The 18,054-nt window shown below is 67.9% G+C and carries 19 protein-coding genes; 9 read left to right on the plus strand and 10 right to left on the minus strand.

Annotated elements, in window-relative coordinates; translation table 11 throughout:
• Nucleotides 1-38: 38 nt before the first annotated feature.
• Genes ABDC25_RS11060 through ABDC25_RS11070 form a run of 3 tightly spaced genes read right to left on the minus strand, consistent with a single transcriptional unit; the run spans nt 39 to nt 2,225 of the window.
• Nucleotides 39-1,340, minus strand: a complete 1,302-nt coding sequence (locus ABDC25_RS11060; protein WP_347122966.1) for a GNAT family N-acetyltransferase — start codon at nt 1,338-1,340, stop codon at nt 39-41.
• 34 nt (nt 1,341-1,374) lie between these two features.
• Nucleotides 1,375-1,620: a zf-HC2 domain-containing protein gene (locus ABDC25_RS11065; RefSeq protein WP_021199864.1), complete on the minus strand. Its 246-nt coding sequence runs from the start codon at nt 1,618-1,620 to the stop codon at nt 1,375-1,377.
• Nucleotides 1,617-2,225, minus strand: coding sequence for a sigma-70 family RNA polymerase sigma factor (locus ABDC25_RS11070; RefSeq protein ID WP_231479889.1), 609 nt, complete (start codon nt 2,223-2,225; stop codon nt 1,617-1,619). The genes ABDC25_RS11065 and ABDC25_RS11070 overlap by 4 nt, the downstream gene beginning before the upstream one ends.
• Before the next feature lie 124 nt (nt 2,226-2,349).
• Between ABDC25_RS11070 and aroA the strand changes: the two genes are divergently transcribed.
• Genes aroA through bcp form a run of 3 tightly spaced genes read left to right on the plus strand, consistent with a single transcriptional unit; the run spans nt 2,350 to nt 5,222 of the window.
• On the plus strand, nt 2,350-3,666 hold the full coding sequence (aroA, locus tag ABDC25_RS11075; RefSeq protein WP_031207372.1) for a 3-phosphoshikimate 1-carboxyvinyltransferase: 1,317 nt from the start codon (nt 2,350-2,352) through the stop codon (nt 3,664-3,666).
• Between the two features lie 2 nt (nt 3,667-3,668).
• A complete protein-coding gene (gene rsgA, locus ABDC25_RS11080; RefSeq protein ID WP_021199861.1) occupies nt 3,669-4,739 on the plus strand; it encodes a ribosome small subunit-dependent GTPase A in 1,071 nt (356 codons plus the stop codon).
• A gap of 9 nt (nt 4,740-4,748) precedes the next feature.
• Nucleotides 4,749-5,222: a thioredoxin-dependent thiol peroxidase gene (gene bcp / locus ABDC25_RS11085; protein WP_347122968.1), complete on the plus strand. Its 474-nt coding sequence runs from the start codon at nt 4,749-4,751 to the stop codon at nt 5,220-5,222.
• Nucleotides 5,223-5,276: 54 nt separating this feature from the next.
• On the opposite strand, the gene ABDC25_RS11090 is transcribed toward bcp, so the two are convergent.
• Nucleotides 5,277-5,663, minus strand: coding sequence for a hypothetical protein (locus ABDC25_RS11090; protein ID WP_322953962.1), 387 nt, complete (start codon nt 5,661-5,663; stop codon nt 5,277-5,279).
• 230 nt (nt 5,664-5,893) lie between these two features.
• Here ABDC25_RS11090 and ABDC25_RS11095 point away from each other — a divergent pair, with 230 nt between their 5' ends.
• The gene (locus tag ABDC25_RS11095; protein WP_017203224.1) at nt 5,894-6,142 is read left to right on the plus strand and encodes a WhiB family transcriptional regulator; all 249 of its coding nucleotides are present in this window, start codon (nt 5,894-5,896) and stop codon (nt 6,140-6,142) included.
• A gap of 63 nt (nt 6,143-6,205) precedes the next feature.
• On the opposite strand, the gene ABDC25_RS11100 is transcribed toward ABDC25_RS11095, so the two are convergent.
• Both ABDC25_RS11100 and ABDC25_RS11105 read right to left on the minus strand, forming a co-directional pair.
• Nucleotides 6,206-7,690, minus strand: a complete 1,485-nt coding sequence (locus ABDC25_RS11100) for a PAS domain-containing sensor histidine kinase (RefSeq protein WP_029266826.1) — start codon at nt 7,688-7,690, stop codon at nt 6,206-6,208.
• A gap of 24 nt (nt 7,691-7,714) precedes the next feature.
• The gene (locus ABDC25_RS11105) at nt 7,715-8,101 is read right to left on the minus strand and encodes an Rv3235 family protein (protein WP_021199857.1); all 387 of its coding nucleotides are present in this window, start codon (nt 8,099-8,101) and stop codon (nt 7,715-7,717) included.
• A gap of 131 nt (nt 8,102-8,232) precedes the next feature.
• On the opposite strand from ABDC25_RS11105, the gene ABDC25_RS11110 reads away from it, so the two are divergent.
• Nucleotides 8,233-8,844 (plus strand): hypothetical protein, encoded by a 612-nt coding sequence (locus ABDC25_RS11110; RefSeq protein ID WP_021199856.1) that lies wholly within the window; start codon nt 8,233-8,235, stop codon nt 8,842-8,844.
• On the opposite strand, the gene ABDC25_RS11115 is transcribed toward ABDC25_RS11110, so the two are convergent.
• A complete protein-coding gene (locus ABDC25_RS11115) occupies nt 8,832-9,110 on the minus strand; it encodes a helix-turn-helix domain-containing protein (protein ID WP_347122970.1) in 279 nt (92 codons plus the stop codon). The two genes, ABDC25_RS11110 and ABDC25_RS11115, sit on opposite strands and share 13 nt — an antisense overlap.
• 97 nt (nt 9,111-9,207) lie before the next feature.
• Between ABDC25_RS11115 and ABDC25_RS11120 the strand changes: the two genes are divergently transcribed.
• Together ABDC25_RS11120 and ABDC25_RS11125 are read left to right on the plus strand one after the other, a co-directional pair.
• Nucleotides 9,208-9,828, plus strand: a complete 621-nt coding sequence (locus tag ABDC25_RS11120; RefSeq protein WP_347122971.1) for an SAF domain-containing protein — start codon at nt 9,208-9,210, stop codon at nt 9,826-9,828.
• A complete protein-coding gene (locus ABDC25_RS11125) occupies nt 9,825-11,066 on the plus strand; it encodes a P-loop NTPase (protein WP_297554641.1) in 1,242 nt (413 codons plus the stop codon). Before ABDC25_RS11120 ends, ABDC25_RS11125 begins: the two co-directional genes overlap by 4 nt.
• Here the strand turns inward: ABDC25_RS11125 and ABDC25_RS11130 are convergent.
• Both ABDC25_RS11130 and secA read right to left on the minus strand, forming a co-directional pair.
• Nucleotides 10,990-12,216: a pyridoxal phosphate-dependent aminotransferase gene (locus ABDC25_RS11130; RefSeq protein WP_021199852.1), complete on the minus strand. Its 1,227-nt coding sequence runs from the start codon at nt 12,214-12,216 to the stop codon at nt 10,990-10,992. The two genes, ABDC25_RS11125 and ABDC25_RS11130, sit on opposite strands and share 77 nt — an antisense overlap.
• A gap of 64 nt (nt 12,217-12,280) precedes the next feature.
• Nucleotides 12,281-15,082, minus strand: coding sequence for a preprotein translocase subunit SecA (gene secA, locus ABDC25_RS11135; RefSeq protein ID WP_029258246.1), 2,802 nt, complete (start codon nt 15,080-15,082; stop codon nt 12,281-12,283).
• A gap of 190 nt (nt 15,083-15,272) precedes the next feature.
• Between secA and ABDC25_RS11140 the strand changes: the two genes are divergently transcribed.
• Together ABDC25_RS11140 and ABDC25_RS11145 are read left to right on the plus strand one after the other, a co-directional pair.
• Complete coding sequence (locus ABDC25_RS11140; RefSeq protein WP_021199850.1) at nt 15,273-15,893, plus strand: PadR family transcriptional regulator; 621 nt, start codon at nt 15,273-15,275, stop codon at nt 15,891-15,893.
• Between the two features lie 105 nt (nt 15,894-15,998).
• Nucleotides 15,999-17,321 (plus strand): hypothetical protein, encoded by a 1,323-nt coding sequence (locus ABDC25_RS11145; RefSeq protein ID WP_347122972.1) that lies wholly within the window; start codon nt 15,999-16,001, stop codon nt 17,319-17,321.
• Nucleotides 17,322-17,397: 76 nt separating this feature from the next.
• On the opposite strand, the gene raiA is transcribed toward ABDC25_RS11145, so the two are convergent.
• Nucleotides 17,398-18,054: a ribosome-associated translation inhibitor RaiA gene (raiA, locus tag ABDC25_RS11150; RefSeq protein WP_029258249.1), complete on the minus strand. Its 657-nt coding sequence runs from the start codon at nt 18,052-18,054 to the stop codon at nt 17,398-17,400.

Below are 18,054 nucleotides of genomic sequence, written 5' to 3' on the forward strand. Positions count from 1 at the left end.
ACTTCGGTCGTGGCGCCCCTTTCGTCTCCCCTCCGGAATCAGTACCAGATGTCGAGCGACGGTGCCGGGAAGGCGACGAGCGCCCGATCGAGCGCCTCGACCGCCTCGGATTCGGCGGAGATCCGTCCGGCACCGTGCAGTGTGGACGCACGGACACCCCCCGCGTAGAGCGCGGAGAGCGTCGAGACGTCGAGTGTGACGTCGACCGCGGAGCCTCCCGCGGCCGCGTCCACCGTCGCGACCCCGGCGTCATCGACGCGCAGACGCCAGTCGCCGCTCGCGAAGCCCAGGGAGTCCTCCACGCGAAGGACCGTGTCGATCGGTGCGGAATAGCGGCGCGCGGTCAGGGCGGTCGGCAGATCCAGGATGCGCAGCCACCCGTGATCGTGCACCTCCTGCTTCACCCCGCGGGTGTCGTGGACCAGCCACGGCAGCGGGTCGTCGATCGGGCGGAGGTCGGCGACCACTTCGTCGACGAGATCGTGCTGCAGCGCGAAACGCCACAGCGCGGTGCGCGCATCGTCGGTCTCGGCGACCAGCAGGCGCACGTCCATCCGGAAGCGGAAGGTTCCGCCGGCCTCCCCCACCGTGTACGCCATCACACCGCGCAGCGCACCCTCCTCGTCGAGGTAGCGCACCCCGCGCGCCTGGTCGCGATCCGGGGTGGGCGCGACGCCCGCGTACCCCTCCCATCGACCCTGCCAGCCGGGGATCTGGCCCGACGCCCGGCCCCGGGCGCGCTCGTGCACCGTGCCGAGATCGGCGGCGAGGGTTTCGCCATCGATGTACTCGAGCCGGCCGGTCGGCGTCGGACCCCTCCAGCCTGCGCGTCGGGTGTCGACCGTGTGACGCGCGACCGGGATCGCCGATCCGAACCCGTACCGACCGTAGATCGTCGCCTCAGACACGGTGAGCCCCGCGATCGGCACCCCTGCGGATGCTGCCGCGCGCAGTTCGCCCTCGAGCAGTGCCCGGGCGATCCCGCGACGCCGGTGCGTCGCCGAGACCGTGACCACGCTGATGGCCCACATGGGGATCTCGCCGCCGGGGACGGTGAGCGGAGTCACCCAGCTGTTGATCGTCGCCACCGGCAGAGCGGTCGCCGGCGGTGTCTTCTCGAAGACACCGATGTTCCGTCGCTCGGCGAACGTCTTCCGCACCTGAGCCCGCATCTCGGCGTTCGGGTCGGACCCGAGGAACCCTCGGTCGACAGCGCGGGCGAAGGCGGAAGCGCTCGCCTCGTCGCTCAGATCGACGACTCGGTACTCGAGCCCGGATCCGGCCAGTCTTTCCGTCGAGGTGTTGTCAGCGGGAACGTCGCGCGCATCGATGGAGGTCATCCATCCACACTAGCGACGGCCTCAGACGCGTGTGTCAGTGCTGTGTCGCCTGAACGGCCCGCAGACGCGCGAACACCTGGTCGCGCAGCTCCTCCGGAGCCGTCTCCTTGCAGGCACGGGCGATCACATCGGTGAGGGTGGTGGCGACGAGCGCCTCGTCCCGGCACGACGGGCAGTTCTCGAGATGCTCGCGGATCTCGGTGTGTTCGGTCTTGCACACCTCGTTGCGGAGGTACTCCTCCAGATCCTGACGGGCTTTGTCGCAGCCGCAGTCGCTCATTTCTTGCTCCTCGTCTCAGCCGCGGCGATGCCCCGCTCAGCGGCGTAATCTGCCAACAGTTCCCGCAGCATCCGCCTGCCACGGTGCAGACGGCTCATGACGGTGCCGATGGGGGTCTTCATGATGTCGGCGATCTCCTGGTACGCGAAGCCCTCGACGTCGGCGAGATACACCGCCAGCCGGAAATCCTCCGGAACGGCCTGTAGCGCGTCCTTGACGACCGACGCGGGCATCCGGTCGATGGCTTCGGCTTCGGCCGACCGGCTGTGCGACGCCGTGGTCGACTCTGCTCCGCCCAGCTGCCAGTCCTCGAGCTCGTCGATCGTTCCCTGGAACGGCTCCCGCTGGCGCTTGCGGTAGATGTTGATGTAGGTGTTCGTGAGAATCCGGTACAACCACGCCTTGAGGTTCGTGCCCTGCGAGAACGTCGCCCAGGACCCATAGGCCTTGACGAAGGTCTCCTGCACGAGGTCGGCGGCGTCGGCCGGGTTGCGCGTCATGCGCATCGCCGCGGCGTAGAGCTGATCCATGAAAGGGATCGCCTGCTCCTCGAACTCGCGCCGAGGGTCGCTGACGGTGTCTGCGGTTGCGGTGTCATCCATCATCGGCCAGTCTAGGCCGCTGAGGTCGAACACCTCGCGCTCCAACGTCGCCGGCATACTCTCTCCTTCGCGCCGGGATGCCTGTCTTTCGCGACGAAGCTCCCTGTGTTTACTAAGGTGAGAACCGATGAGCGCCAACAGGTATTCCCCTTCCCGTGTGCAGGGCGCCTATGCCGCGCCCACGATCGACGTGCCGGTGCACGCCGAGCTCACGATCCCCGGTTCCAAATCGCTGACGAACCGCGAGCTGATGATCGCCGCGATCGCCGACGGCCCCGGCCGCCTGATCTCGCCGCTGCACTCCGACGACTCCGCGCGCATGGTCGACGCTCTCCGCGCTCTCGGGGTCGGTATCGAGGAGGTGGACGCCGGACACGAGTTCGGACCTGATCTGGTCGTCACCCCCGCGAAGCTCCGTGGCGGCACCACGATCGATTGCGGGCAGGCCGGAACCGTGATGCGATTCATCGCCCCGCTCGCCGGACTCGCGGAACATGACGTGCATCTCACCGCCCATGAGACCGCCCTCCACCGTCCGATGGGCGGCCTGATCAGCGCGCTGCGCGATCTCGGCGTCGACATCGACGACGAGGGCACCTGGGCGCTCCCCTTCACGATCCGCGGTCACGGTCGGATCCGCGGTGGACGGGTCGAGATCGACGCCTCGGCATCCAGCCAGTTCGTCTCCGGGCTTCTGCTCGCCGCTCCTCGGTTCGACGTCGGCCTGCACCTCGTCCACACCGGCGAGCACCTGCCGAGCCTCCCGCACATCGACATGACGATCGAGGCCCTCAGCCGACGCGGCATCCGCATCGAGCGCCCCGCTGTCGGCGAATGGCTGGTCGAAGCGGGCGTGCCGCGCGCCAAGGAGATCGCGATCGAACCCGATCTCTCCAACGCCGCACCGTTCCTCGCCGCGGCACTCGTCACCGGCGGATCGGTGTCGATCACGGGCTGGCCCGCCCACTCCACCCAGCCCGGTGCGCTGCTGCCCGAGATCCTCCAGGCCATGGGAGCGCACGTCGGCCGTCACGGCGGCACGCTCACCGTGCGCGCCGGCTCCGGAATCCGCGGCCTCGATCTCGACCTCTCCGCGGCCAGCGAATTGACGCCGACCCTGGTCGGCCTCGCCGCCTTCGCGGAGTCTCCGACCACGATCCGCGGCATCGGGCACATCCGTCTGCACGAGACCGACCGGATCGCCGCACTGATCGGCAACCTCCGAAAGCTCGGCGGCGAAGCCGAAGAACTTCCCGACGGCCTCCGCATCATCCCCCGCCCACTGCAGGGCGGCGGATGGGCCGCACATCACGATCACCGGATGGCCACCACCGGAGCGCTCATCGGCCTGCGCATCCCCGCCGTCGAGATCGACGACATCGGTACGACCGCCAAGACCCTCCCGGAGTTCACGATGCTCTGGGAGCGGATGCTGCGGGGCTGAGGATGAGCTGGCTCGACGACGCCGACGACCTCGAAGACGACTTCGAGGACTTCGACGAGAGCAGCATCCGGACGCGCCCCAACCCGAAGGCGAACCGCCCGCGCACCAAACGTCGCCCAGCGCACGAGGATGCGCAGGTGGGTCGAGTGCTCGGCGTCGACCGCGGCAGGTACTCCGTCCTCCTCGGCGAGGACACCGCCGAGGAGCGCATGATCACCACCACGCGCGCCAGGGAGCTGCGACGTATGCCGATCGTCACCGGCGATCAGGCACGAGTCGTCGGCGACACATCGGGAGACGAAGGCACCCTCGCCCGCATCGTCGGCATCATCGACCGCACCTCGTTGCTGCGACGCAGTGCCGACGACACCGACCAGGTGGAGCGCGTGATCGTCGCCAACGCCGATCAGATGCTCGTCGTGGTCGCGGCTGCCGACCCCGAGCCCCGCGCCCGACTCGTCGACCGCTATCTCGTGGCCGCGCTGGATGCCGGCATCCGCCCACTCCTCGTCGTCACCAAGACCGACATCGCGGATCCCACCGAGTTCCTCACGCACTTCGACGGGCTCGACCTGCGGGTGTTCACCAGTGCGCAGGATCAGATGCCCGTTGACGAGATCGGCGCATCCCTCGTAGGACACTCCACCGTCTTCGTCGGCCACTCCGGAGTGGGCAAGTCCACGCTCGTCAACGCGCTCGTCCCGACGGCGCTGCGCGCCACCGGCCACGTGAATCAGGTCACCGGACGCGGGCGGCACACCTCGTCGTCGACGGTGTCGCTGCGCTACGAAGGCCCCCGCGGGACCGGCTGGGTCATCGACACCCCCGGCGTGCGCTCGTTCGGTCTCGGACACGTCGATCCCGCGAACATCCTTGCGGCGTTCACCGAGCTCGCCGCGATCGCCGAGAACTGCCCACGCGGCTGCACCCATCTCGCCGACGCCCCCGACTGCGCCCTCATCGAGGCCGCGGAGAGCGGCGAACTGGGCGAGACCGGTCGAGCGCGGCTCGACTCCCTGCAGCGGCTCCTGCAGACCTTCGCGGACAAGGCGGAGCAGGCGCCCGGCCGTTAGGCTGGACACGTGACTCAGCGCCTCGAACCCGGAACCGCCGCCCCCGACTTCTCCCTCCTCGACCAGGACGGGAACACCGTCCGTCTGGACGACCTGCGCGGCCAGAAGACCGTGCTGTACTTCTATCCGGCTGCGATGACCCCCGGATGCACCACCGAGGCCTGCGACTTCCGCGACAGCATCTCCTCACTCCAGGGCGCCGGCTATCGGGTGATCGGCATCTCGCGCGACGAACCCGCCACGCTGACGAAGTTCCGCGAGCGCGACGGGCTGACTTTCCCGCTCCTGAGCGATCCCGACCACGCGGTGCACACGGCGTACGGCGCGTGGGGCGAGAAGATGAATTACGGCAAGCGCATCGAGGGCGTTATCCGCTCGACCTTCGTGCTCGACGAAGAGGGCAAGATCGCTCTCGCGCAGTACAACGTCAAGGCCACCGGCCACGTCGCACGACTGCGCAAGTATCTCGGCATCGACGCCTGAGCCGCGACTTTCGATCCGAGGCCGATGAGCCCCGCGGCCCGCACGGCGCTGAGGTCACTCGGCAGCGCGCTGCGGGCCTTCCAGACGCGCGCTCGAGATCAGCAGGACGAATCCGAGCAGCCCGGGAAGCCCGACGCCGAGGGTGAATGTCCACGCGATCGGCTGCAGCGTGAGAGACGCCAGCGCGAGAGCCACGGCGAGCACCTGGAAGACCACTCCCCCGGACCGCGCCCACGACTTGCCCACACGTGTGCCGACGGCGAACGCGACGAGGGCTGCGGCACCGATCAGCGTGAGCACGATGAGTGCCAGCGCCGTCGGCAGCGAGGCCGCGTCGCCCGCACCGAGGCCGGCGAGCTCGATCACGGCGAAGACCAGGAGTGCCACCGCCTCGAGGCCGAGGACCGCCGCAGCTGCGAGGGCGATTCCGGGTGCGCGCACGGTGTCTCCCAAGGATCGAAAGAGGAGAAAACCCTTGATTTCACGGTTTTCATGTAACAGAATAGAGAAAGTCATGTGCTCCCACAGCGGCGTGGGGCGAGCGTTCACGCTCGCATCACAATTCGCGGGCATTCCGTCCGCATCTCAACAGGGTAGCGGAACCCGAACTACTACCCGAATCCGAGAGGTCGCATCGCGACATCTCTTGAAATCCACACCGAGGAGCCCCCATGGACTGGCGCGATAAGGCCGCCTGCCTGACTGTCGACCCCGAGCTTTTCTTCCCCGTGGGGAACACCGGCCCGGCCGTCGATCAGATCGAGAAGGCGAAGACTGTGTGCGCCACCTGCACCGTCACCGAGATCTGCCTGCAGTACGCCCTGGAGACCAGCCAGGACTCGGGCGTGTGGGGCGGTCTCTCCGAAGACGAGCGCCGCGCTCTGAAGCGTCGCGCCGCCCGCGCCCGCCGCGCCTCCTGATCGTCCGGAAGCGGCCTGAGATCGACTCTCAGGCCGCTTCCGTCTGTTCGGGAGAGGGCGTGCTCACCTCTCGAGCCAGCGCAGCGGGATGTCGATGACCACCTCGGTGCCTTCTCCGTCGCTCCCGTGCCATTCGATCGTTCCACCGAGTTCGCCCTGGATGAGGGTGCGGATGATCTGAGTGCCGAGCCCCTGGCCGATCCGCCCCTCCGGCAGGCCGAGTCCGGTGTCCCGCACCGTCACGCGGAGATTCTCCTCGGTGCGCTTGGCGTCGATCGTCACGACGCCCTCCTGCCCGGCGAGACCATGCTCCACCGCGTTGGTCACGACCTCCGTCAGCGCCAGCGCGAGCGGAGTTGCATACTCGCTCGGCAGCACACCGAAGCGTCCGGTCGACTGCGTGCGTGCGCGCGTGTTGGGCGCGGAGGCGACCTCGGCGACGAGCTTGAGCACGCGGTGGAAGACCTCATCGAAATCGACCTTCTGCGTGAGGCCCTGAGCGAGCGTGTCATGCACGACGGCGATGGCATCCACGCGGCGCATGGCCTGCGTGAGCGCGTCCCGTGCCTCGTCGGAATGCGTGCGACGTGCCTGGATCCGCAGCAGGGAGGCCACCGTCTGCAGATTGTTCTTCACCCGGTGGTGGATCTCCCGGATCGTCGCATCCTTGGTGATGAGCTCCTGCTCCTGATGACGCAGCTCCGACACATCGCGACAGAGGACGATCGCCCCGATCCGGGTGCCGTGGTCCTTCAGCGGAATGGCGCGCAGCGACACCGTCACCCCGCGGGCCTCGATATCGGTGCGCCACGGCGCGCGTCCGGTGACGACGACGGGCAGAGACTCGTCTACCTGTCGGGAAGGCGGCACCAGCCGAGTGGTGACCTCGGCGAGCGACTCCCCCTCGAGCTCGTCGTCGAAACCCATCCGGTTGAAGGCGGAGAGCGCATTCGGGCTGGCGAATGTGGTGATCCCGTCGACGTCGATGCGGATGAGTCCGTCGGAGGCTCGCGGGGCGCCGCGACGCGGTGACGTCGGTGCGGTGAGGTCGGGGAAGCTTCCGTCGGCGATCATGCGGAAAAGATCGTTCGCGCACTCGTCGAAGGTGATCTGCTGACGGGAGGGCGTGCGCACCTCGCCGAGGTTGGTGTGCCGGGTGACCACTCCGATCACGGTGGACTGGGCGTCGGCGCCGCGGCGGACACTCACGATCGGCACGGCTCGCACTCTGGTCGGCGTCTCTTCGAACCAGTCAGGCGAAGAGGAATCGACGATCTCGGCGGACTCGAAGGCGCCCTGGACCTGCGTGCGCCACTGCGGCCGCACCCGTTCACCGACGATGTCGCGATAGAAGAGGGTCGCGGCGCCGCTCGGTCGCGCGTGCGCGACCGCGATGAAGGAGCCGTCGTCGGTCTGGATCCAGATCACGATGTCGGCCGAGGCCAGGTCCGCGAGGAGCTGTCCGTCGCCGGCGAGACGGTGGAGCCATTCGACATCGCTGTCGTTCAGGAGTCCCTGGGCATGGGCGAGATCGCTGAGGGTTGACACCTGACCAGCCTACGGTCACATGCCTCAGAGAATCGCCAGCGAAGTCGCGCGCCAGCGACGATCCGTCCCTTCCAGGCGCACCGCGACCGCCCGGGTTCGACCGGGACCCGCGACCACCACCACGGCTTCGATGACACCGTCGAGGGGCTCGGTGACTCGTAGCGCGCGGATCTCGAAGGTCGGACGTGCAGGAGGCACTCCGCGTGCACTGCGTGCTCGCGCGGAGAGGTTCGATCGGGTGACCAGGCTGCGGAACGCCTCTTCGCTGAACCATCGGGCGAGCTGATCGATTTCTCTGACACCCGCAAGGACCTCGAGCACGCCGTGCGTGAGGCTGCGCAGAAGCGGAACAGGGTCAGGCAGCTCGATGGTCGGTGTCGGCTGGGGTGCGAAGTACTCGTGCGGCATCATGTCGAACTCTCGATCGGGGAGGTCTGCGAGTGAGCAAGTACAGCACCGCGATGCCCGGACGAGGGCGGAAAAGCTGGAGGAATGTGGATAACTCGTACAGCCGGGGAATGGTGTCGCCTACGCTCTGTCGAATGCACTGGGACCGACTGTTCGAAGACCTCGAAGGCCAGCTGGCATCGGAATGGGAGGCCGAGCGCGCGGTGCTGGATGCCGAGTCGGAACGGCTTCGCATCGCGCGATTGGATCTGCGCTCTCGGCTGCGCGCGCTGTGCCGCACCGGTGCGGACGCCACGATCGACCTCACGAACGGGAGACGGATTCCCGTCTCGCTGCAGTGCCTCGGTGCGGATTGGGTCGCGGTTTCCTCGCGCGGCACTGGCGCGGCACACGGCGACTCCACCGCCCTCTTCCTTCCGCTCGCGGCCGTCAGCGGTGTCGCGACGGATCACGGCATGCTCCTGGCGAGTCTCGACGCACCGCCTTCTGCTGACATACCGCTACGAGAGCGGATGACTCTCGGTTTCGTGCTGCGTGACCTCGCGCGGCGACGCGTCCCGGTGCACATCAGCACACGGGTGGGCGACGACCTCCATGGCACGATCGACCGCGCCGCTGCCGATCACCTCGATCTGGCCGTGCACGACGCGGGACAGGCTCGGCTCGCCGGGGCCGTGCACGGGTTCCGCATCATCCCGTTCTCAGCGCTCGTCGCGGTACGCGCCCCCGGCGATCAGTTGCGATGAGCCGATGATGTGCCCCAGACCTCGGGGAAGCTCGCGGTCTGGGACTGATGCCACAGCGCCATCCGTCGGGAGTTCTCGGACTCCTCGGCCAGATACCCCTCGAGACTGGTCTCCTCCACCCGCCACCGAGGCGGCGATCCGAGTTGTGCGCCCCGAAGTCGTCCCTCATGCACGAGGGCGATGACCTCATCCACCTCGATGCTCAGCAGCTCGGCCACCTGTGCCGGCGCGAGATAACGCGAGGCGCGAACACGAGAGGCGGACATGTCCTCATTCTCTCCCGCGGAGAGCCAGAATTCCGGTCCGATCGCCTCCTGTGGATAACTCACGGACCATCGACGCCGTTTCTGTGACGATATCGCCATGGCATCCCTCCCTCCTCCTCGGCGTGCGTTCTGGGGCGACGTCCGCTTCCTCGTGGGCATCGCACTGGTAGCGCTCTCCATCGCAGGCGTCTGGCTGATCGTGTCGGCATCAGACCATGCGGTACCGGCCCTCCAGGCCACGCGGACGATCACGCAGGGAGAGGAGCTGACCTCCTCGGACTTCCAGGTCGTCGACGTCGGTCTGGGCTCGTTGGCCGATGACTATCTCGGGCCCGAAGACGTCCGTCCTGGCAGCGTGGCGGCGCGCACTCTGCAGAGCGGCGAGCTCGTTCCGACGTCAGCCCTGACCGACGCCGACAGCAGCCGTTCCACGACCGTCGTGATCCAGAGCAGCACCGGGATCCCGGAAGGAGTCGAGGCGGGCACGGTTGTGGAGATCTGGCAGGCGCCGCCCCTCGACGAGGGCAGGTCCTACGATGTCCCGCGCATCCTCGTCGCCGACGTGATCGTGCACGACGTGCTCGACCAGGAGGGCGTGCTCGCCGATACCGGAAGCCAGCTCGAAGTCGTGATCGACCGCGCCGATGTGGCCGACGTGCTCGCCGCGACCACCGGTGGGGCCGCCCTCTCGGTCGTGCCGGTCGGGTCCGGATCGTGACGGCTGTCGTCGTGGCGGTTCCCGAGCCCCGCGCGAGCGTGCTGGCCGCGGAACTCGGACTGGAAGGCATCGAGGTGGTCTCGATCGTCGTGCCCGCCCCGGGCGTCGAGATCCCTCCCGGCACCGAAGCCGTCATCGTCCCTGCCACGCGCGCGGTGCTGACCCCAGAACTGATCTCCACGTGCGATCGGGCCGGCGTGCGCATCCTGGCTCTCGGCGGAGCGGACAGCCGTTTGCTGGGCCGTCTCGGGCTGTCCGCGGCCCTGCGCGCCGACGCCGCGGGATGGGAGGTCGCAGCGACGTTGGCGACAGAGGCGGATGCGGCGCCGCGGCCGCCGTCCATCCTCCCCCACCGCGTCATCGCCGTCTGGGGTCCGCACGGCGCCCCGGGGCGATCCACGCTGGCTATCCAGCTGGCGGCCGAGCTCGCCCGCACCGGACGCCGGACCGCTCTGGTCGACGCCGATACCGTCGCTCCGGCTCTCGCTCTCCTGCTCGGGCTCGGCGACGACTCACCGGGCGTGGCCGCCGCGTGCCGGCGGGCGGAGCGCGGGGCTCTCGACTCCGCCGAACTGACCAGACTCGCCACCACGGTCCCCACGGGCGGAGGGGACGTCGAGGTGCTGCCCGGCATCAACCGTCCCAGCCGTTGGCCGGAGCTCTCTGCAACGCGCCTCAGAGCCACGTTCGCCGCCTGCCGCGAGTGGATCGAGGAGACCGTCGTCGATGTGTCCGACGCCTTCGATGCCGACGACGAGGTCACCTACGATCTCGCGGGGCCACGTCGTCACGCGGCGACCTCGGCGACATTGGAAGAGGCTGATCTGATCATCGCGGTCGCCTCGGCCGATCCGCTCGGAATCAGCAGATTCGTGCGCGACCATGCCGAGCTGCGACGCATCGCCGCACGCACTCCCGTGGTCGTCGTGGTCAATCGGGTGCGATCGGGGCCCCTCGGGATCGATGCGCGAGGGCAGGTGCGGCGCACGCTCGAGAGGTTCGCGGGCATCACCGACGTCGTCTTCCTGCCGTTCGACCAGCGCGCGGCCGACGCGGCGCTGCTGCATGCGCGCCCCATGACCGATGTGGCTCCCCGCTCGCCCTTCGCTGCCGCCGTGAGACGACTGGCGACGACGCTCTGTCCCGCCGAGGCGGAGACCGCTACTGCCGGTAGCTCGAGAGGAAGTTCCCCAGTCGTTCGACGGCTTCGCTCAGCACTCGGGGTTCGGGGAGCGTGACGAGCCGGAGGTGGTCCGGGGTCGCCCAGTTGAAGCCGGTGCCCTGAACGAGCAGGATGTGCTCCGAGACCAGCAGGTCGTACACCAGCCGTGCGTCATCCCGGATCTCGTGCACATTCGGGTCGAGCCGCGGGAATGCGTACAGGGCCCCCTGCGGCTTGACGCAGGAGACGCCGGGGATCGACTCGAGCCCCTCCCACGCGATGTCGCGCTGCTCGTGCAGGCGACCGGTCGGAGCGATCAGCGCCTCGATCGACTGCACTCCGGAGAGCGCCGCCTGCACGGCATGCTGTGCCGGGACGTTCGGGCAAAGTCGCGTGGACGCCAAGAGCGTGATGCCCTCCAGGAAGCCCTTGGCGTGGTCCTGTGGTCCCGTGATGACCATCCAACCCGACCGGTATCCCGCCACCCGATACGTCTTGGACAGGCCGTTGAAGGTCAGGCACAGCAGATCGGGAGCAAGGGTCGCTGTCGGGATGTGCACGGCGCCGTCGAACAGGATGCGGTCGTAGATCTCGTCCGACAGCAGCAGCAGCTGGTGCTCGCGGGCGATCTGCACCAGCCCCTCGAGGATCTGACGGGAGTACACGACGCCCGTGGGGTTGTTCGGGTTGATGATGACGAGCGCCTTGGTGCGTGGGGTGATCTTCGAGCGGATGTCCTCGAGGTCCGGCTGCCACTCGTCATCCTCGTCGCAGAGGTAGTGCACGGGCGTCCCGCCGGCGAGGCTGGTCATCGCCGTCCAGAGCGGGTAGTCCGGCGCCGGAATGAGCACTTCGTCGCCCTCATCCAGCAGCGCCTGCATGGTCATCGTGATGAGCTCGGAGACACCGTTGCCGAGATACACGTCATCGGGGTCGAATCGAGGGAAGCCCTCGATCTCCTCATAGCGGCTCACGACAGCACGCCGGGCGGAGATGATGCCCTTGCTGTCGCTGTAGCCGTGCGCCGTCGGCAGCGCCGCGAGCATGTCGCGCACGATCTGGTGCGGAGCGTCGAAACCGAAGATCGCCGGATTGCCCGTGTTCAGCTTGAGGATCTTGTGTCCCTCGGCTTCCAACCGCGCCGCCTCGACGAGGGCGTTTCCGCGAATCTCGTACAGGACGTTCTTGAGCTTCGACGACTGGTCGAAGTTGCGCGTTGGGGTCATCGGCCAAGCCTACAGCGACGAAAGGAGGGCCAATCCACGCGGACTGGCCCTCCCTGCGCTGACGCTACTTCTTCTTCTTGCCCTGGGCGCGCCGCTGCTCGCGGTTCCCGGCAGCGGGCGCCTCTGCATCGGTGCGCTGACCGAAAGCCCCGCGCGGCGCTTCCTCCGGCTCGGTCTGCGGAGCCTGCGCGCGAGCCGCCGCCTGGCGTACGCGATCGGTGGCCGCCTGCTGGACCTGACCGCGGTCGTTGCGCACCTCGACCTCTCCCGCATCGTTCGCGGCGGAGTACTCGAGTCGCTGCTCGCCGCCGTCCGTGGCGAGGCCCTTCGCCTCGACCTCTGCGGTCTGCGAGTCACCGGCACGGCGCACCTCGACCTCGAGGTTGTAGAGGTAGCCGACCGACTCCTCCTTGATCTGCCCCATCATCGACTGGAACATCGCGTAGCCCTCGCGCTGGTACTCGATGAGCGGGTCGCGCTGAGCCATCGCACGCAGGCCGATGCCGTCCTTGAGGTAGTCCATCTCGTAGAGGTGGTCGCGCCAGCGGCGGTCGAGCACCTGGAGCACGACACGACGCTCGAGTTCACGTGTGGCGGCTTCGCCGAGCGACTCCTCGCGCGCCTCATACGCGATCTTGGCGTCGGAGAGCAGCTCACGGGTGAGCCCATCGGCATCGATTCCGCCCTTGCGGTCGGCGGCCTCGGCCACCACCTCATCGATCGTCACGCCGACGGGGTAAAGGGTCTTGAGCTCGGTCCAGAGAGCATCGAAGTCCCAGCTCTCGTTGTGACCTTCCCCGGTGTGATCCTTCACGACGCCACTGATGGCGTCCTCGATGAAGTGCTGCACCCGGTCGGCGATGTCATCGCCCTGGAGGATGTGTCGGCGGTCGGCGTAGATGGCCTCGCGCTGGCGGTTCAGGACGTCGTCGTACTTGAGGACGTTCTTACGCATCTCCGCGTTGCGGGATTCGACCTGCGACTGCGCGCTGCGGATCGCACGGGACACGAGCCCCGACTCGATCGGCACGTCGTCCGGGAAGTTCGTGCGGGCGAGGATCGCCTCGGCCGCCCCCGACTGGAACAGACGCATCAGGTCGTCGGTGAGGCTCAGGTAGAAGCGGCTCTCACCGGGGTCGCCCTGACGTCCGGAACGGCCACGGAGCTGGTTGTCGATGCGGCGGGACTCGTGACGCTCGGTGCCGAGCACGTAGAGGCCGCCGGCCTCGATGACCTTCTCGGCCTCCTCCGCGACGACGGCCTTCATCGCCTCGTAGGTCTCATCCCACGCGACCTCGTACTCCTCGGGCGTCTCCACGGGGTCGAGGCCCTTGCCCTTGAGCTCCTGGACGGCGAGGAACTCGGCGTTACCACCGAGCATGATGTCGGTTCCTCGTCCGGCCATGTTCGTGGCGACGGTGACGGCTCCCAGGCGACCGGCCCGAGCGACGATCTCGGCCTCGCGTGCGTGGTTCTTCGCGTTGAGGACCTCGTGCTTGACGCCCTTCTTCGCGAGCAGGCGCGACAGGTATTCGCTCTTCTCGACGCTCACCGTTCCCACCAGCACCGGCTGACCGGATGCGTGACGCTCGGCGATGTCCTCGACGACCTGTGCGAACTTCGCCGTCTCGTTCTTGTAGACGAGGTCGGACTGGTCCTTGCGGATCATCGGACGGTTCGTCGGGATCGGGATGACACCGAGCTTGTACGTGGACATGAACTCGGCGGCCTCGGTCTCGGCCGTACCGGTCATGCCGGCGAGCTTGTCGTACAGGCGGAAGTAGTTCTGCAGGGTGACGGTGGCGAGGGTCTGGTTCTCGGCCTTGACCGGCACGCCCTCCTTGGCCTCGATGGCCTGGTGGATGCCCTCGTTGTAGCGACGACCGACCAGGATTCGGCCGGTGTGCTCGTCGACGATCATGACCTCGTCGTTCATGACGACGTAGTCGGTGTCCTTCTTGAACAGGGCCAGCGCCTTGATCGAGTTGTTGAGGAAGGAGATCAGCGGGGTGTTCGCGGACTCGTAGAGGTTGTCGATGCCGAGGTAGTCCTCGACCTTCTCGATACCGGGCTCGAGCACGCCGACGGTGCGCTTCTTCTCGTCGACCTCGTAGTCCTCGCCGACTTCGAGCGTGCGGGCGATCTTCGCGAACTCGGCGAACCAGCGGTTGGCCTCGCCCGACGACGGACCCGAGATGATGAGCGGCGTGCGCGCCTCGTCGATGAGGATCGAGTCGACCTCGTCGACGATGGCGAAGAAGTGCTCGCGCTGCACGAGGTCTTCCTTGCGCCACGCCATGTTGTCGCGCAGGTAGTCGAAGCCGAACTCGTTGTTCGTGCCGTAGGTGATGTCAGCGGCGTACTGCTCGCGGCGCACCGCGGGAGTCTGACCGGAGACGATGATGCCGGTGGTCATCCCGAGCGCGCGGAACACGCGCCCCATGAGCTCGGCCTGATAGCTGGCGAGGAAGTCGTTGACCGTGATGACGTGGACGCCCTTGCCGGCGATCGCGTTCAGGTAGGCCGGGAGCGTGGCGACCAGCGTCTTGCCCTCACCGGTCTTCATCTCGGCGATGTTACCGAGATGGAGGGCGGCGCCGCCCATGATCTGCACGTCGTACGCGCGCATTCCGAGCGTGCGCTTGGCGGCCTCACGCACCGCGGCGAATGCCTCGGGCATCAGCTGGTCGAGCGTCTCGCCCTTCTCGAAGCGAGCACGCAGCTCCGTGGTCTCGTTGCGCAGCTCGTCGTCGGTGAGCTTGGAGATGTCCTCTTCCAGCGCCCCCACTGCCTTGACGACCTGATTCAGGCGGCGGATGACCCGCCCTTCGCCCGCACGCAGCAGCTTCTCAAGAGGATTGGCCACGGATGTCATCTCCCTGTCAGTGGGTAAATCGCCGGTCATCGGTGAACCCGACGCCAGGCATACTTCGCCATGTTACCGGGCTGTGACCTGCACGTCGCCTGCATGGCGGTCCCGCGCGTCGGATCGTCGGGTTGCCCGGTAACCATATACTCGGTATCGCATTCCAAAGAACGGTCACGGGGGACGAACGATGTCAGTACGCCAGAGCCTGCTCGCCATCCTCGCGCAGGGGCCCTGCTACGGATACCAGCTCCGCCACGAATTCGATCGCCGCACCGGATCGGTCTGGCCGTTGAACGTCGGGCAGATCTACAACACCCTCGAGCGCCTCGAACGCGACGGCCTGGTGTCGCGCGGCGAGGCCGACGATCGCGGACACGTGTACTGGCGGATCACGGATGCCGGGATCGCCGACGTCGACGAGTGGCTCTCCTCCCCCGTCGTGCGCCCCCAGGGCACCCGGGACGAACTCGCGATCAAGCTCGCGGTCGCGGCGACTCTTCCGGGCGTCGATGCGACCGCAGCCATCCTCGCCCAGCGATCGGCCTCCCTGCGACAGCTGGAAGCTCTTCGGCAGGAGCGCCGAGCGCGGGGCGACGCCGACGATCCCGAAGGACTCGCGTGGGCCCTCCTGACCGACTCCATGATCTTCGCCGCGGAGGCCGAGGTGCGCTGGCTCGATCACACCGCTCAGCGCCTCAGCGGGCATCCCCGCCATGCGATGGCGCTCGAGCTCACCGCCGATCGCCCCAAGCGCGGGCGACCCGCGAAGACCGTGTCGGCGATGTCCGACGCCCTCCCGGCACTCTGACCCACGTCACAGGCGCGCTCCGCACGCCAGGACGGACACGGGATCGCCGTTCGCCCCGAGCGGATGCTCAGCCATCCCTGTGCCCGGGGAAACTAGGATCGGGTCATGGCTGGATTTTGGGGCAGACGCAAACGCGAACAGGAAGAACTCGCCGCACAGGATGCCGATCTGGCTCGACGTGCTGAGCAGGCCCTGGTCAGCGCCGACGAGCGGATCCGCACGACCTCCGACGAGCTCTCCTTCGCGGAAGCCGAGCTCGGCGAGTCCCTCACCGCTGATCTGCGCACGGCACTCGCTGCGGTGCGCACCCACTTGCGCGAAGCGTTCCAGCTCCACCAGCTGAACCACGACGAGATCCCGGACACCGACGAGGAGCTGCGTACGCGCAACGCGCGCATCCTCCAGCTCTGCGACTGGGCGCAGGACCTGCTCGACGAGAAGACCTCCGTCCTCGCCGAGTCGGTCGCCAAGGTGCGACGCGCCCCGGAGATCATCGCGCAGGTGCGGGCCGAGGCAGCCGCGCTCAGCGCCCGCATCCCCCAGACCAACGAAGCCGTCTCCCGCCTCTCGGCCCGGTACGCCGATTCCGCCATGCACCAGATCACCGCCAGCGCGGCGGAGGCGGAGCAGCTCATCAGCTTCGCTACGCACAGCGCCGACGTGTCGGAACGCCGTCGCGCGGCGAAGCAGAACGAGGAGGCCAACGTCGCCCTCGAGACGGCGACGGAAGCCACCCGCCGTGCGTCTGCCCTGCTCGATGCGGTGGAGGACTTCGAGATCGAGGCCCTGCGCGCCGAATCCACCCTGGCCGAGGTGGTCGCCGACTCCCGCGGCGATCTCATCGCGGCGCGGACAGCCCCGAACGTGCCTGCCGTCGCCCAGGCGGTCGCCGCACTCCAGGCCGCGCTGGGCGCGCTGACGCCCTCCGGACAGCCCAACGATCCGTTTGCCGAGCTGTCCCAGCTGCGCGACGCGAACTCGGCCCTCGACCAGGCGATCGCTCAGGCCCGTCACCGCGCCGAGAACCCTCTCCCGAGCATCGCTCAGGTGCAGCACGCGATCGACGATGCCGACCGGCAGCTGGGGGTGGCGCGCGGCCTCATCTCCGGACACCGCGGCTGGATCGGTGCCGACGCCCGCACCCGCCTCGCCGAGGCGGAGCGCCTTCGCGTCGATCTGTCCGACCTCCTCCCCGCCGAGGACACTCGCGAAGCGGCGCTCGTCCAGGCGCGTCGCGTCGCGCACCTGGCCTCCGAAGCGCTGCAGCTCGCGCAGCGCGACATCGATTCCTCGCGTCCCCAGGATCAGAACTGGGGCGGCGGCGGCTGGGGCGGCGGCGGACGGCGCGGCGGTGGCGGCGGCGATCTCGCCTCGGGCATCCTCGGTGGCCTCGTGATCGGCAGTCTGCTGGACGGCATCTTCGACTGACATTCAGTCTCCGCCGCATCCCTCGACACAGAAACGGCCCGGTCCCTCACGGGATCGGGCCGTTCTGCGATTCAGATCAGGAGGCGAGCGCCTCGGACGGCGGAGCCTGAGTGCTCAACGCGATGACACCGTAGTCCCAGCCCTTGCGTCGATAGACGACGCTCGGGTGGTCGGTGCGGACGTCGACGAAGAGGAAGAAGTCGTGTCCGACCAGCTCCATCCTGTCGACCGCCTCTTCGACGGTCATCCATTCGGCATCGAAGCTCTTCGTGCGGATGACCACGGGCGAATAGTCGTCTTCTTCGGTCTGCTGCACCGGCACGCTGCCGGTCGCGACCGCATGGAGGATGTCGGCCGATGCCGGCTGGACGTCGATGCCCTCGAGCGCTCCACTCTCCTTCTCGAAATGCGCGCCGCGCGGATGCTGTCGTCCGTCGACTCGCTTCTCCTTCGCGCGACGCAGCTGCTCGGACATCTTGTCGACCGCGAGGTCGAGGGCCACGAACTTGTCTCCATCCGTCGCCTCTGCGCGGACGACCGGACCCTTGCCGATCAAGGTCAGCTCGACGGTCTCATCCGGGACATGACCGTTGCGATATACGCGATGGGTGACTTTCACGTCCAGCCGTTGCGCGCGAGACGCGAGCATCTGGATCTTGGCGATCTTCTCTTCGACAACGGTTCGGAAGCGATCGGTGATACCCACTCCGACGCCAACGATGCTTGTTTCCAT

It is taken from the genome of Microbacterium sp. SY138 (assembly GCF_039729145.1).
Classification (GTDB): domain Bacteria; phylum Actinomycetota; class Actinomycetes; order Actinomycetales; family Microbacteriaceae; genus Microbacterium; species Microbacterium maritypicum_A.